Genomic DNA, 13,327 nt, shown 5'->3' with positions numbered 1-13,327 from the left:
AGATCACTTCAGTGGGACGAACTTCGAGGATCGGGTCGCGCCGATACCGGCCTGACCGTGCTCGACGGAGGTCCGCGTCAGCTGGAACTCGCCGAGGTAGTGGCCGATCATTTCGGGTTCGACGCGGACGCGCTCGAACGCCTGTCCGTTGTAGACCTCGAAGGTCAGTCCGACGAACTCCGGCAGGATCGGCATGTCCCGCAGGTGCGTTCGGAGCGGGTCGTTCGCCGTCTCCTCTTCGCCCGCGTTGCGGGCCTCCTCGAGCAGTTTCTCCTTCTCGACGGAGAGACCGCGTTCGATACTTCGCCGCTGACGTGCGGGGAGCAGTTCCACGACCTCGTCGAGCTCTAACTCCTGCAGCTCCTCGAGCGTGTGACCGCGGTAGGTGAACTCACCTTCGCGGCCGGTTCGGTACTCCTGACTCATTTGTTGCCACCTCGACCGGTGCGTCGGGACGAGATGTCACCGACCTTCCGTCCCGGTGGGGCGTCCCGCGAGACGGACTTGGGTTTGCCGGGGTGCTGTCGGCCGCCGCCACCGAACGGGTGGTCGACGGCGTTCATCGCGACACCGCGGACGCGGGGCCACTTCGTGCCCCGGGCCTTCATCTTGTGATACTTGTTGCCGGCCTTGACCATCGGCTTCTCCGTGCGACCGCCGCCGGCGACGACGCCGATGGTGGCGCGACACTGCGGATCGAGGCGCTTGACCTCGCCGCTTGGAAGCTGGACGACCGCGGCGTTGCGGTCGTGGGTGATCAGGTCGGCGTTGGTCCCCGAGGCGCGGGCGAACCGACCGCCGTCGCCCGGGTTCGCCTCGATGTTACAGACCGGAACCCCTTCGGGGATCTCGGCCAGTGGGAGCGTGTTGCCGGGCTTGATCTCGGCGGAGACGCCGACTTGCAACTCCTCGCCCACGGTGATGCCTTCGGGCGCGAGGATGAGTCGCTGATCGCCGTCTTCGAACTCGACGGCGGCGATCGGTGCGGATCGGGCCGGGTCGTGTTCGATGTCCACGACCGTCCCGCGCACGATGTCGTCGTCTTCCTCTTTCTTGTGGTCGAGCTTCGCCTTGTATCGGTGCGACGGGGCGCGGAACGTCGAGGTACCGCGGCCGCGTCGTTGTCCTTGAATGCGTCGTCCCATTCTCAGAACACCCCGATTCGCGAAGCGACTTCCTGTGCGTCGTCCTCCTCGCTCAGGCGAACGATCGCCTTCTTCTTGCCTTTCATCGTTACCTGCGTGTTGATGTCCTGGACGGAGATCTCGAAGCGCTCCTCGACCTCGTCCCGGATTTCGGGCTTGGTCGCGTCCGTGTTGACGACGAACTGGAGCTTGTTCTCGAAGTCCATGTCGTTCATCGCCTTCTCGGTCACGAGGGGGTGCTCGATGACGCTCATCGGTCGGCCACCTCCTCGAGTGCGCTCTCGGTCCAGACGGTCAGCCGTCCGGGCTGTGCGCCGGGCGCGAGGTCCTCGGCGTTGACCTCTGCGGCCGTCGTCACGTCGGCACCTGCGAGGTTCCGGGCCGCACGGGACGGACCGGATTCGCTCGAGGTGACGAAGAGGATCGACGTCGGGGTCTTGTACTTGCGACCGCGGGTCTTCCCGCGACCCGAGCGGACGCTGCGACCCTCGTCGGCGCGTTCGATGTCGTCGGCGAGGCCGGCGGCCTCGAGGAAGTCGACGACCTCACGCGTCTTCTGGAGGTCCTCGAACTCGTCGTCGACGACGACCGGAATCTCGACGTCGTCGTCGAACTCGTGGCCGCGCTCGGCGACGAGTTCGGCGTCGGTCGTCGCAGCGATCGCGCTGCGGACGGCCAGTTTCTTTGCTTTCGTGTTGATCGATTCGGACCAGTCCTTCTCGGCTTTGGGCGGGTGAGCCTTCCGTCCCTTGACGGTCTGGGGAACGCGGCGACCGCGACCCTCCTGTCGGGGGACGTGGGCCATGCCTCGGCCGCTGCCGAACGATTCGGCCGGCGTTCGAAGGCCGGCGAACTCGTCGGCGCCGTAGTCCTGTTTTCGGTTTGCCTGTGCGGCGCGCACGGCGCGGCCGATCAAGTCCGGGCGGTACTGGGTCTCGAAGACCGCCGGGAGCTCGACCGTGTCCGCGTCGTCGCCGTCCAGGTTTCGTACTGTTGCGTCCATGTGTTATCCCTGGTTGGATGCGGTGGAGACGTAGCGCACCTCGGGGTCGAGGCGCGGCTGTCCTCCGGGTCGGATCGCCGGCCGGAAGCGCACGAGGCGCTTTTCCGGTCCGGGGAGCGAGCCCTTGATCAGCGCGTGCGGCCCGTCGACTTCGCCGTAGTTGACGAAGCCGCCGTCGACCGTCGCGTCGGCGCCGTCGCCGATGTCGACGAGGCGCTTGTTCAGTTCCGTCCGCTGGTGGTAGCCGGTCTGCCCCTGCTGGGGGACCGTCGAGCGGACGCGGCTGGGGTTCCAGGGGCCGAGGTTGCCGATGCGGCGACGCCAGCCCTGCCGGGCGTGTTTGCCCTTGCGTTTCTGGACGCCCCATCGCTTGACGGGACCCTGGGTCCCTTTCCCTTTCGTCACGCCGCTCGCGTCGAGGTACTCGCCGGCGCGGAACACGTCGTTCATGACGTGCTCGCCGCCGTCCTCGACGGTCTCGAGGGCGAAGTCGACGCGCTCGTCGACGGAGCCGCCGCCGACGCGCGTTTCCATGACGTCTGGTTTCTTCTTGGGCACCGAGGGAACGTCGGCCGGAACCGTGTGGGTGATGACTCGAACGTCGTCGACGCGCCCCTCCTCGTGGAGGCCGCGAAGTTCGTCTTCGGCGGCGTCGGGGTCGTAGTCGTCACCTGGGAGGTCGAGGACGCGGTCGAGTTCGGGAACGAACTCGTCGGTCCAGACCTCGGTTATCGGCTTCTTCCCGTACGGTGTATCTTCGTACGCTCGCAGAGCGACGGCGCGCATGGGCGGCGTCTCCACGATCGTCACGGGGACGGTCTGTTCCATCCCCTCGGTCGGCGAGTTCGCTTGATCGTCGACCATAACGACGTGGGTCATGCCGGCCTTGTAGCCCGCGAAGCCCTGGAGCGTCGGCTGTCCGTCGTCGTCCGGCCACGAGTTGAAGCGCGGAACCTCGCTGGTCGCGCGCTTCCGTGGGCCGAACCCGAGTGAGCCTTTGCGTGGTCTATTTGCTTGTGGCATTCTATCACTCTCTCAGTGAGAGGGGAGCGAGGGTGGCGAACAGAGCCTCCTCCGTTCGCACCACCTCGCTTCCCTGATCCGGAACCGTGTTCAGCCAGAGGTCGAACCCCGGATCGGCAGTGGGTTCGACTCCGTCATCGTCCGCCTCGTCCGGAGACGAGGGGACGGCTGACGCCTCGATTCCGAGGATATCCGGCAGCCCTCGCTCGGGTGCGCCAAAGGCGACGGTCATGCCGTCGCGCTGGACGCGCCCGGCCAGCGTCTCGAGCCGCCCGACGGTGAGTGGTTCACCGAATCGGGAGGCCGCGATGCGGACGCCGGCGTCCTCACGGCCGAGTGCTGCGGAGAGGTCCGTCCGCTCGACCGACAGCCCCGGGAGGGGGCTGTCGACGAGCTTCGCCCGGACCGGTCGTCGCGAAGAGATCCTGACGGTCACGCGCTCCCCCTCCTCGACCGCCATGTTCGGCGGTACGTTGAGGGAGATCGGGTGTTGCAAGCCGCAATTGACCCGGACGCGCCCTTCAGGTCCGACCTCGGTCACGATCCCTTGTCTTGACGACCCCGAACCGTTCGATTCGGAGCCGGTCTGTGACACCGCGCGGAGCGGCGGCAAGACGCCGACGTACTCCAGTTCGTCCCGCATCCCCCAGACCTCGTTGCGGAGGTAGGGGGGCGTTGCGGCGTACCGCAGGACGGTACGGACGAACCCGCCGTCGAATCGCCCGGTCTCGCCGTCCCGGTCGGGATAGACGAGCAGGCGATCGGCCCGGAAGATCGTCGCCGCGCGGGCGACGTATCCGAGTTTGCGAGTTGCCTCGCGTTTGTCCTCGGCTTCCCGGCTGAGCGACGACGGCACGAGTACGCTGACGGTCATGCCGAAACGCTTCGGCACCGCGTCACTAGACTGTAGCGATCTATTGCGGAGAGGGTCTTAAAAGAATAGCGGATTCGATTCCGGCTGTCAACGGCTCACACCCACGAATTCGTGCGGAACGGACACACTCTCGTTTGGGAATGTGTCACTTGACGCCTGCGCCGGGAGCCGGCGACAGTTGCCGGAAGTTCCGCGAGCCTGTCAGACCGATTGCTCGAGAATCGCCATGCGCAAGCATGCCGACGCTGGATCGATTCGCAACCCTTATACATCCGTCCGGCAGTAGGTATGAGTGCAGCAGGGCGCTGGTAGTGTAGTGGTATCACGTGACCTTGCCATGGTCACAACCTGGGTTCAAATCCCAGCCAGCGCACTTTTCGATACTCAACAACGACGAGCGTAGCGAGGAGTTCGAGTATCGAAAAGTCGTCCTGGATTTGAATCAGACCAGTCGCGCGCAGCGTAGCGAGCACGTCTGGGCGTGGTTCAAATCCCAGCCAGCGCATTTCTCTGAACACAACACCACGAGCGTTGCGTAGCAACGCGAGTACCGTATTCAGAGAAATCGTACTGGATTTGAACGAGATCAGTCGCAGCGCCGAACGGAGCGAGGCGACCGTCTGACCGTGGTTCGAATCCCAGCCAGCGCATTTCTCGAAACGCGCACCGCAAGCATCGGATAGCGATGCAAATGCACCAGTTACAGCGGCTGATTGCCGCCGATTCCGTCTCGAGTTCCCCGTCTGTCTACTCGTCTGACAGACTTTCTCGAACCGTCAGCACAGGGATCGGCGACGTTCGAACGAGGTGTTCGGTGACGCTGCCGAGGAGATACCGGTCGAAGCCCGTCCGGCCGTGCGTGCCGACGACGACGAGTTCGATCCCGTGGTCCTCGATGTACGAACGGATCGCCTCGTGAATCGAGGGGGCGAATTCGACCGTGGTCTCGACCGGTTCGACGCCAGCGTCGGCGGCGAACGACGAGGCGTCCGAAAGGATCGTCTCGACGCTCTCCTCGAGCATCGTCAACTGGATATCGCTACGAACGTCGACCCCGAGGCTCGTCGTGGAGATGGCCGACAGGAGATGGAGGGCAGCGTTGTCCGTATCGGCGATCTCGACTCCGGTCGCGAGCGCCTCCCGTGCACAGTCGCTCCCGTCGGTCGGGACCAGCACGTTTCGGTACGGATAGGTGCCCGCTTCGGCGTCCGGTCGGATCGTCAATACGGGGACGTCGGAGCGGCGAACGACGCGTTCGGTCGTACTGCCGAGCAGGAGTCGCTCGAGCCCCCGGCGGCCGTGGGTCGGCATGACGACGAGATCGATGTCGTACGAGTCTGCGTAGTCGACGATCGTACTGTACGGCGTTCCCTGACGGACCTCGGTGACCGTCTCGACCCCGCGTTCCCGTGCGCGATCCGCGGCGTCGCGAACGAGCCGTTCGCCCGTCCGCTCGAGAACGTCGACGACGTCGCCCTGCATCCGGACGACGCTGTCCTTCGTCGTGTCCGCTACGTTGAGGACGTGTACCGTCGAGCCGTGGGCGGCGGCGATCTCGAGGACGTGGTCGAACGCGACCGACGCCCCGTCGCTGCCGTCGGTTGGAAAGCAAATGTTCGTGAACATCGAATTACTCCCGAACGTCCAGCGACGCTTCCTCGGCGGTGGTCGCCGCTCGCCACCAAACGAGTTCGAATTCGATGCTCTGTTTCGCTTCCGTGTCTCCCTCGGACCAGTCGGATTCGCCCTCGAGTTTGAACGTGATCGGGTCGGTCGGGTTCAATCGTGCTCGCGTCCCACCGAGTTCCAGCGTCACGTCGCCGTCGCCATCGAGCTGGTCGGCCAGTTCTCGAAGGGAATCGGCGATCTCCGTTCGTGATCGTTTCGCTTCGGTTTCCAGTTCTCCCATATCTCCCCGACACCGAAGGTTCCCTTAAACGGGGACGGCACTCCTCAGGAAGAGGGAATATCGGTTCGGGACACTGATCGGCGTCCGTCAGTCGATGGTCACGACGTCCGAGTCGATATCGGACTGCTCGCCCTCGTCGGCGAGGTCCTCGAGTGCCAGCCGCAGATTCCACTTGTTCGCCTTCCAGATCGAATCGAAGAGAACCCCGAGGATGGGAACGGAACCACCGACGGCGTCGACGCCCACGTTCGCGACCATGCGAAGCAGCGTCGACTGGGAGACGCCCATGCGAGCGGCTTCGGCGACGATGTACAGCGAGACGACCGCCGCCGCGGTGTCCCCGGCTCCCGGGAGGATGCCGACGATCGGATCGATCCCGACTCGAAAGTCCGTCAGCGGAACGCGGACCCCTTCGTCTAGCGTGTGGGCGACGACGCGCATTCGCTCGAGCGCGCCTTCGTCGACCGAATCGGGGAGTTCGCCGTCGACCTCCTCGAGTTCGGCACTGATGTCGTCGATCGTGTCGGTAGCCATACGACTCGATTGGGCGCGTGCGTAGATAAGCCCGTGGGCGGCCGTGGCAAGCGCGGCGAGACCGGGTGCAGTCGCGACTCGTCGAGTAACGGCGTGAAGACGCAGTCGCCGGCCGAAGCAGAGCGCTCGTTCCGTCGCCGAACGACTGCCAACAACCACAGATTGCCGGTTTCAAAGTTCGTGTTGCCGAGAACGTCACCGGCGTACTCCTGTCGGCGACTCGTGCGAACGACCGTGAACGACTCCGTACTCTCGTTTTTGACATACCTTACTAATACAGATATGTATCTCACAAATGCCTACTGTTGGTCACGACGAGTGGCTTTTATACTATGAGTAACTACAGTCTAATACACGATTGAACGATCAGATCTAGCAATGCAGACGGAACTCTCACCCGCAGACGGCACGGACGACCTCCAGTACGACCAGACAAACGACCGCTACGTCTTCCACCACGACGACGACAGCACGGCGACGATCACCACGACGATCGTCCACGCACTCGCGTCGATCGCGGACACCGACGTCTCGCAGGGTGAGTTCTCCCTGTACGACAGCGTCGATCCGGACGCGCTCGAGCGCATCTTTAGCCAGAAGGCCGACGGGACCGATCGGACGGGGGGCCACATCGCCTTCACCGCCCTCGAGCACGAGGTGTACGTCTACGCGAACGGCGACGTCATCATCTACCCGCCTGCGGAGACGCACCGGTCGGCCGCCCCGCGCTGAGGTCGGCCAATAGACGCCGTCGCCGCCCTGATCGTTTTTACGCGATACCACTCCCTCGTGAGCGCTGTGGCTGCACACGGCCGCGGGTATCCGACGGATCACGCGTCCACATGGAACGGATTTAGGAGCGTGCGCCCCGTCCGCTGACATCATGACGGTAGTCGCGCTGTTGAGCGTCGCACCGGTAATCGAGGACAGCATGGCCGGCGAAGTCGCGAAGGCCGTCGACGCGCTCGAGGAGTACGACGTCAGCTACGAGACGAACCCGATGGGAACGGTGATCGAGGCCGAGACGACGGACGAACTCTTCGCGGCCGCGCAGGCGGCCCACGAGGCCGTCGACGCCGACCGGGTGAGCACCGTTCTGAAAATCGACGACAAGCGCACGCGAGACGTGCGCGCGTCGGAGAAGGTCGACGCCGTCGAGGAGCGACTCGGTCGGCCGGCACGAAGTTCCGACGGGGCCGACGAATGACGGACACCGTTCGCAGTCACCGACACGACCCGCGAAGGCTGTGAACGGACCGTGACCGACGCCCTCGAGGCGCTCGAGGGGGTGTCCGCGGCGCGGGCGGATCCCGAGGTCGACGAAGCGCGCATCGAACACGACGAATCGACGGTCGGCGAGCGGACTCCGGCAGGAACGGCCGCGGAGGCGGGTAACGCCGTCGAAGCGCTGCGCAGCGGCCCCGAGTGAGGCGCTCCCCCACCGAATCCCAACGGACAAACTGTTTCACCACGGAGGCTGAACTCCGTCGCATGGAAAGTCTCAATCGGATGGCGATCGAGCTGGTCGACGAGGCCCTCGATTACGCCGAGGAGCTCAACGTCGGGGCCTACGACCTCGCGAACGAATCGACGGTGCTGGACTTCGGGCTCGAGTTCGACGGGGGGATCGAGGCCGGACTGCTGCTCACGGAGATCCAGACCGCAGGGATGGCGACGCCGAGCTACGAACTGGGCGAACTCGGCGGCGCGTCGATCCCCTACGTGGAGCTCTCGACGGACCAGCCCGCGCTCTCGCTATTGTGTTCCCAGAAAGCCGGCTGGGAGCTGACCACGGACGACTTCGAGGGGCTGGGAAGCGGCCCCGCTCGAGCGCTGGTCGCCGAGGAAGACGAGTTCCGACGCATCGGTTACACCGACGCGTTCGACCTGACCGCGCTGGCCGTCGAAACCGACGCGGAGCCGACCGAAGCCGCGGCCCAGCAGGTCGCCGACCTCGCCGAGGTCGAGCCGAGCAGCGTCTTCCTGCTGGCCTACCGGACCGCGAGCGTCGCCGGCAGCATCACGAACGCCGCCCGCGCCGCGGAACTCGCGACGTTCCGACTCTCGGAACTGGGCTACGACCCACTCGACATCGTCTCGGCGACCGGACGCGCGCCGGTCGCGCCCGTCGCGGGCGACGAACGGACGGCCATCGCGCGGACGACCGACGCGATCGCCTACGGCGGCCGAGCCCACCTCACCGTCCGCGAGGACGCCGACGTCTTCGATTCGGTGCCGTCGACGGCAGCCGAAGACCACGGCCGGCCGTTCGGCGCGGTCTTCGACGACCTCGACTGGGACTTCGCGGAGGTTCCGTCGGACCTCTTCGCGCCGGCGACAGTGACGATCGACGTGATCGGCGGGCCCACCTACGTCCACGGCGAGACGGACGAAGACCTGCTCGTCGACTCCTTCGACCTGTAGCCGTGCGGTTCAAGCCGGTTCCCGAGCCGCCGGCCGACCTCGCGTTCGTCGAAACGGTCTGGCGATCGGTCCCCGAAACCGCTGGCGCGGTCGACGACTGTTGTGCCCACCTCCTCGAGGAAACCCCCATCGCAGACCGCGACGAGGCGGCGACGTGGCTCACCTTTCTCCGCGCACTCGAGCTCGCGACCGAGGAGTCGGCGGGCTATCGCCGGCGCAGTCCGGGTCCGAGCGACGATGCCGATACCGCGCTCGAGCGCGACCGACTCCGTCGGGCGTTCCGGGAGCGGGTGGACGGGACCGAAGCGATACTCGCAGTGCTCGCAGACGCCGTGGAACACGGTTCCACGAGCCCCGACTCGCAAACTCGTCGGGACGCCGATCGGGCGCTGACGGCCGCAGCGGTGGCCGACGCGGTCAGCGACGGCCCGTCGGACGGAGAGCGGCGAGCCCGCCGGACCCGCATCGAGGAGGATCGGATCGAACGCCTCCTCGAGTGGGCGGTGCTGCTCGGGCTGGCCGAGCGGGCCGAAAACGGAATCGGGTATCGTCTCGCGCGTGGGCGCGAAGAGAAATAGACGGCTATTCGTCAGAGAGCCGGCCGGGGGACCACTCGCCGTCGAACTCCCGGTGGGTGTACGGTTTCGCGTCCTCGCCGGCGTAGGTGGCGACGAGCTGACCGTCGCCCTCGAGGTGGTACTTGTAGGTCGTCAGCCCCTCGAGGCCGACGGGGCCGCGGGCGTGGATTTTCCCGGTACTGATACCGACCTCGGCGCCGAGGCCGAAGCGGAAGCCGTCGGCGAAGCGAGTCGAGGCGTTGTGGAAGACGCTGGCGGAGTCGATGCTGCGCATGAAGGTGCTCGCGCGGTCTTCGTCCTCGGTGACGATCGAGTCGGTGTGCTTCGAGCCGTGGGTAGTGACGTGATTGATGGCCGCCTCGAGCGAGTCGACGACGCGGACCGAGACGATGAGGTCGCCGTACTCGGTGTCCCAGTCGGCTTCGGTCGCGGCCTCGACGTCGACAATCTCGCGGGTGGCGTCGTCGCCGCGGATCTCGACGCCGGCGGTCTCGTAGCGGTCGGCGATCGCCGGCAGGAACTCCGCGGCGACGTCCTCGTGGATTAACAGCGTCTCGACGGCGTTACAGACGGCGGGGTACTGAACCTTGGCGTCGAAGGCGATGTCCTCGGCCATCGAGAGGTCCGCGACGTCATCGACGTATACGTGGCAGATCCCCTCCGTGTGGCCGAGCACGGGGATGCTCGTGTTGTCCTGGATGTAGCTCACGAACGCCGAGCTTCCGCGCGGCATGAGGAGGTCGATCGCGTCGTCCATCTCGAGTAGGGCGTCGACGTCCTCGCGGGCCTCGATGTGCTGGGCCCAGCCGTCGGGGATGCCGGCGTCGGCTGCGGCGTCCTCGATGATCTCGAACAGGATCCGGTTCGAGTGCAGGGCCTCGCTGCCGCCTTTCAGGATCACCGCGTTCCCCGATTTCAGGGCGAGCGACGCGATCTGGACGAGCGCGTCGGGACGGGACTCGAAAACGGTCCCGACGACGCCGATCGGGACGGCGACCTTGTACAGCTCGAGGTCGTCGTCGAGTTCGCGAGCCGCGAGCGTCTCGCCCAGCGGGTCGTCCTGATCGGCCACGCTGCGGACCATCTCGGCGATGCTCTCGATCTTCGACTCTGAAAGTTTCAGTCGGTCGACCAGCGCCTGCGTGTACTCGCCTTCCTCGAGCAGCCGCTCGCCTTCCTCGACGTCTTTCTCGTTTTCGGCGAGGATCTCGTCGGTTCTGGCCTCGATCGCGTCGGCGATCTCGCGGAGCGCGCCGCTTCGCTCCTCGTCGGACAGTTTCGCGAGCTCCAGGGCCGCGTGCTGTGCCTCCTCGACGTCTCGTTCGATGTCGGTCTCAGTCATCGCTCACACCGTTGATGGGGACGAATACGGTCCCCACGGGTTTGGCAGTAGCGATCTTCTCGAGTACGTCGGGCTCGGTCGACTTCGCGATGACGGCCGGAACCCCGTGTTCGCTGACGTCGCGTGCCCCCTCGACTTTCGTCTGGATGCCGCCGAACCCGTCGGTCGTGCTCTCGGAGATGATGTCCTGAACCGTATCGTAGTTGCGTCCGACGGCCTCGATGCGCTCGGCGTCGGGATTCTCTTTCGGATTCCCGGTGTAGACGCCGCCGACGTCGGTCAGCGTGACCAGCAGGTCCGCGTCGACGCCCATCGTCGCCGCCGCCGAGAGCATGTCGTTGTCACCGATCCTGAGCTCCTCGGTCGCGACGGCGTCGTTCTCGTTGATGATCGGGACGACGCCCCAGTCCAGCAACGTCTCGACGGTGTTTCGGAAGTTCGTGAACCGCTCGGGGTTCTCGAGGTCGTGCTGGGTGAGGAGGAGCTGGGCCACTTTCCGATCGTACCGCGCGAAGCTCTCGGTGTAGCGGTGCATGAGGGTGCTCTGGCCGACCGTCGAGAGGGCCTGGGTCTCCTCGAGAGTCTCGCTGCCCTGTGCGATCCGCCCCATCCCGGCCCCGACTGCGCCCGACGAAACGAGTATCACCTCCTTGTCCCGCGAGAGGAGGTCCTCGATGTCGTCGACGAGCTTGTCGAGTTTCTCGTCGTCCAGGTTGGAGTCCGCGTCGGTCAGGGAGTTCGTCCCCGCCTTGACGATCACGCGATCGGCGTCGGCCGCCAGCTGTCGAGCCTCGTCGACGGCCGACTCCTCGAGTCCCTTACTCATCGTTGAGCCCTGATGCGAGTTCCGCGGAGCGCTCTTCGGCCGCCGTCACCGCCGCGGCGACGTTCTCCTGGACGTCGCTGTCCCAGAGGACCTCCATCCCTTCGATGGTCGTCCCGTTGGGCGAGCAGACGGCGTCGATCAGGTCCTCTATGTCCTCGTCCGACCGGAGGACGGTCTCGGCCGCGCCCTTGAACGTCTGGGCGGCCAGCGTCTCGGCGTCGGCTTCCTCGAGCCCGCCCTCGACGCCCGCCTCAGTCATCGCCTGAATGAGATAGAAGACGAAGGCTGGACCGCTGCCGTTGACGGCCGTCGCGATGTCCATCTGTGCCTCGTCGATCTCGGCGAACTCGCCGACGTCGGCGAGCAGTTCCCGCACCTCGTCGGGCACGTCGTCGCCGGTGACGGCCGCGGCCATATCTCCCGTCTCGGCCGCGAGATTCGGCATGATCCGGACGACGTTCGCGTCCGTACGGGCCTCGACGTAGTCGGTCGAGACGCCGGCGGCGATAGAGAGAAGGGTCTGGTCCGGCGAGAGCTCGAGATCGGAAAGCACCGCGCCGACGATGTCCGGTTTCACCGCGACGACCACCACGTCGGCGTCGGCCGCCTCCGACACGTCCGACGTGGTCCGCTCGCAGTAATCGGCGACCGACTCGAGGGCGTCGGGATCGAGATCACACGCGGTCACCGTGTGATTCCCGGCCCGATGGAGCCCCTTGATGAGGGCGCTCCCCATGTTTCCGCAACCGATAACGCTCGTCTGTACCATCTTGTCTAGGGGAAGGAACCGAGGCAGACATACCAACTTTGGTTTCGGTCGGTCGGCTCGAGCGCGGGTGGCCGTGTGCGGGGCCGTTTCGTGGCCCCACAAATCGCGCCGCGAGTGAACGGAGATCGCTCGAGTCGTGCAAGCGGTGGACACTGTTCGAGGTCGGTTTCCAAACGAGCGCAGCGCGGTCGACCTTACACTGTCGTGAACTCGGTACCCGTTCGGTCGCCGCCGATCGCGTAGACGGCGAATCGGGCCTCTTTCTGGCCACCCATTCCGGGCGCGCCGGCCGGCATCCCCGGGAGCGCGATGCCGTCGATGTCCGGCTGCTCTGTGAGAAGTGTCCCGATCGCTTCGACGGGGACGTGTCCCTCTACGACGTACTCGTCTATGACGAGTGTGTGACAGCTCCGGAGCCCCTCGGGAACACCGTACTCGCGTTTGATAGCGCCGATATCTTCCGGTACGGTCTCCGTGATTTCACCGTCGATACTGTCACGAAGAGTAGAAGCGTACCGTTCGCAGCACCGACACTCCGGCGCGTTGTACTGACGGGCATTCGTGACGGCGATCGCATCCTCGATCTCCGATCGGTTCTCGTCGGCGTCGCCGAAACACCCGGCGACACCAAGCGCTCCGGTGACACCACCGAGACGGAGGAAGCGCCGCCGAGTCCACTGGGCTGGCATGCGCTCGTCTACATCGGACCGGTATATCCCTCTCGCGACGATTCCGACGCTGCAGGAACGACTGACGCGGGCACCTCATCGGGTACACAAGCGGGTCCAAGCGTCGAGTCGGAAGTCTCGACCGCGCCGCCGTGGAGGTCGAAGCCGGTGACGGTGAGGCCGAGGCGAGCACGGAGCGACCCACATAGCCATCGGCCCGGCCGTTGCGTGG

17 protein-coding genes, 1 tRNA gene and 1 pseudogene are annotated in these 13,327 nt (G+C 65.7%); 6 read left to right on the top strand and 13 right to left on the bottom strand.

Annotation, left to right across the window (positions count from 1 at the left end):
- Nucleotides 1–3 precede the first annotated feature (3 nt).
- Genes NDO75_RS10990 through NDO75_RS10965 form a run of 6 tightly spaced genes read right to left on the bottom strand, consistent with a single transcriptional unit; the run spans nt 4 to nt 4,045 of the window.
- A complete protein-coding gene (locus NDO75_RS10990; RefSeq protein WP_310906273.1) occupies nt 4–426 on the bottom strand; it encodes a 30S ribosomal protein S19 in 423 nt (140 codons plus the stop codon).
- Nucleotides 423–1,145, bottom strand: a complete 723-nt coding sequence (locus NDO75_RS10985; RefSeq protein WP_310906271.1) for a 50S ribosomal protein L2 — start codon at nt 1,143–1,145, stop codon at nt 423–425. Before NDO75_RS10985 ends, NDO75_RS10990 begins: the two co-directional genes overlap by 4 nt.
- Nucleotides 1,146–1,147: 2 nt before the next feature.
- Nucleotides 1,148–1,399, bottom strand: a complete 252-nt coding sequence (locus NDO75_RS10980) for a 50S ribosomal protein L23 (protein WP_310906270.1) — start codon at nt 1,397–1,399, stop codon at nt 1,148–1,150.
- Complete coding sequence (gene rpl4p, locus NDO75_RS10975; protein WP_310906268.1) at nt 1,396–2,148, bottom strand: 50S ribosomal protein L4; 753 nt, start codon at nt 2,146–2,148, stop codon at nt 1,396–1,398. The genes NDO75_RS10980 and rpl4p overlap by 4 nt, the downstream gene beginning before the upstream one ends.
- A gap of 3 nt (nt 2,149–2,151) precedes the next feature.
- Nucleotides 2,152–3,171, bottom strand: coding sequence for a 50S ribosomal protein L3 (locus tag NDO75_RS10970; RefSeq protein ID WP_310906266.1), 1,020 nt, complete (start codon nt 3,169–3,171; stop codon nt 2,152–2,154).
- A 4-nt stretch (nt 3,172–3,175) separates the two neighbouring features.
- The gene (locus NDO75_RS10965) at nt 3,176–4,045 is read right to left on the bottom strand and encodes an RNA methyltransferase (RefSeq protein ID WP_310906265.1); all 870 of its coding nucleotides are present in this window, start codon (nt 4,043–4,045) and stop codon (nt 3,176–3,178) included.
- Nucleotides 4,046–4,347: 302 nt separating this feature from the next.
- Here NDO75_RS10965 and NDO75_RS10960 point away from each other — a divergent pair.
- Nucleotides 4,348–4,418 (top strand) — tRNA-Gly (locus NDO75_RS10960).
- Between the two features lie 374 nt (nt 4,419–4,792).
- Here the strand turns inward: NDO75_RS10960 and NDO75_RS10955 are convergent.
- From NDO75_RS10955 to NDO75_RS10945, 3 genes are all read right to left on the bottom strand, one after another.
- A complete protein-coding gene (locus tag NDO75_RS10955) occupies nt 4,793–5,671 on the bottom strand; it encodes a universal stress protein (protein WP_310906263.1) in 879 nt (292 codons plus the stop codon).
- 4 nt (nt 5,672–5,675) lie between these two features.
- Nucleotides 5,676–5,954, bottom strand: coding sequence for an amphi-Trp domain-containing protein (locus NDO75_RS10950; protein WP_310906262.1), 279 nt, complete (start codon nt 5,952–5,954; stop codon nt 5,676–5,678).
- Between the two features lie 87 nt (nt 5,955–6,041).
- Nucleotides 6,042–6,488, bottom strand: coding sequence for a DUF4112 domain-containing protein (locus tag NDO75_RS10945; protein ID WP_310906261.1), 447 nt, complete (start codon nt 6,486–6,488; stop codon nt 6,042–6,044).
- 378 nt (nt 6,489–6,866) lie between these two features.
- On the opposite strand from NDO75_RS10945, the gene NDO75_RS10940 reads away from it, so the two are divergent.
- The 5 genes and pseudogenes from NDO75_RS10940 (at nt 6,867) to NDO75_RS10920 (ending at nt 9,490) form a co-directional block, all read left to right on the top strand.
- On the top strand, nt 6,867–7,220 hold the full coding sequence (locus tag NDO75_RS10940; protein ID WP_310906260.1) for a HalOD1 output domain-containing protein: 354 nt from the start codon (nt 6,867–6,869) through the stop codon (nt 7,218–7,220).
- 151 nt (nt 7,221–7,371) lie between these two features.
- Nucleotides 7,372–7,695, top strand: coding sequence for an MTH1187 family thiamine-binding protein (locus NDO75_RS10935; RefSeq protein WP_310906258.1), 324 nt, complete (start codon nt 7,372–7,374; stop codon nt 7,693–7,695).
- Between the two features lie 27 nt (nt 7,696–7,722).
- Nucleotides 7,723–7,917 (top strand): annotated as a pseudogene (locus tag NDO75_RS10930) (heavy-metal-associated domain-containing protein); the annotation flags it as partial.
- 62 nt (nt 7,918–7,979) lie between these two features.
- Nucleotides 7,980–8,912 carry a methenyltetrahydromethanopterin cyclohydrolase gene (gene mch, locus NDO75_RS10925; RefSeq protein ID WP_310906257.1) on the top strand — a complete coding sequence of 311 codons (933 nt, stop codon included), beginning with the start codon at nt 7,980–7,982 and terminating at the stop codon, nt 8,910–8,912.
- Nucleotides 8,913–8,914: 2 nt separating this feature from the next.
- Nucleotides 8,915–9,490, top strand: a complete 576-nt coding sequence (locus NDO75_RS10920) for a hypothetical protein (RefSeq protein WP_310906256.1) — start codon at nt 8,915–8,917, stop codon at nt 9,488–9,490.
- A 4-nt stretch (nt 9,491–9,494) separates the two neighbouring features.
- Here NDO75_RS10920 and NDO75_RS10915 read toward each other — a convergent pair whose 3' ends face one another.
- The 4 genes from NDO75_RS10915 to NDO75_RS10900 form a co-directional block, all read right to left on the bottom strand.
- Nucleotides 9,495–10,832: a glutamate-5-semialdehyde dehydrogenase gene (locus NDO75_RS10915; RefSeq protein ID WP_310906255.1), complete on the bottom strand. Its 1,338-nt coding sequence runs from the start codon at nt 10,830–10,832 to the stop codon at nt 9,495–9,497.
- Nucleotides 10,825–11,658 (bottom strand): glutamate 5-kinase, encoded by an 834-nt coding sequence (proB, locus tag NDO75_RS10910; RefSeq protein ID WP_310906253.1) that lies wholly within the window; start codon nt 11,656–11,658, stop codon nt 10,825–10,827. Before proB ends, NDO75_RS10915 begins: the two co-directional genes overlap by 8 nt.
- Entirely contained in the window at nt 11,651–12,427 is a 777-nt protein-coding gene (proC, locus tag NDO75_RS10905) for a pyrroline-5-carboxylate reductase (RefSeq protein ID WP_310906251.1), read from the bottom strand. The genes proB and proC overlap by 8 nt, the downstream gene beginning before the upstream one ends.
- Nucleotides 12,428–12,621: 194 nt before the next feature.
- Nucleotides 12,622–13,116 carry a DUF411 domain-containing protein gene (locus NDO75_RS10900; RefSeq protein WP_310906250.1) on the bottom strand — a complete coding sequence of 165 codons (495 nt, stop codon included), beginning with the start codon at nt 13,114–13,116 and terminating at the stop codon, nt 12,622–12,624.
- Nucleotides 13,117–13,327 lie beyond the last annotated feature (211 nt).

The sequence above is a fragment of the Natrinema sp. 1APR25-10V2 genome, assembly GCF_031626495.1.
In the GTDB taxonomy this organism is placed as follows: Archaea; Halobacteriota; Halobacteria; order Halobacteriales; family Natrialbaceae; genus Natrinema.
The sequence above is the reverse complement of the archived record's forward strand: the minus strand, read 5'-3'. Positions and strand labels throughout refer to the sequence as shown.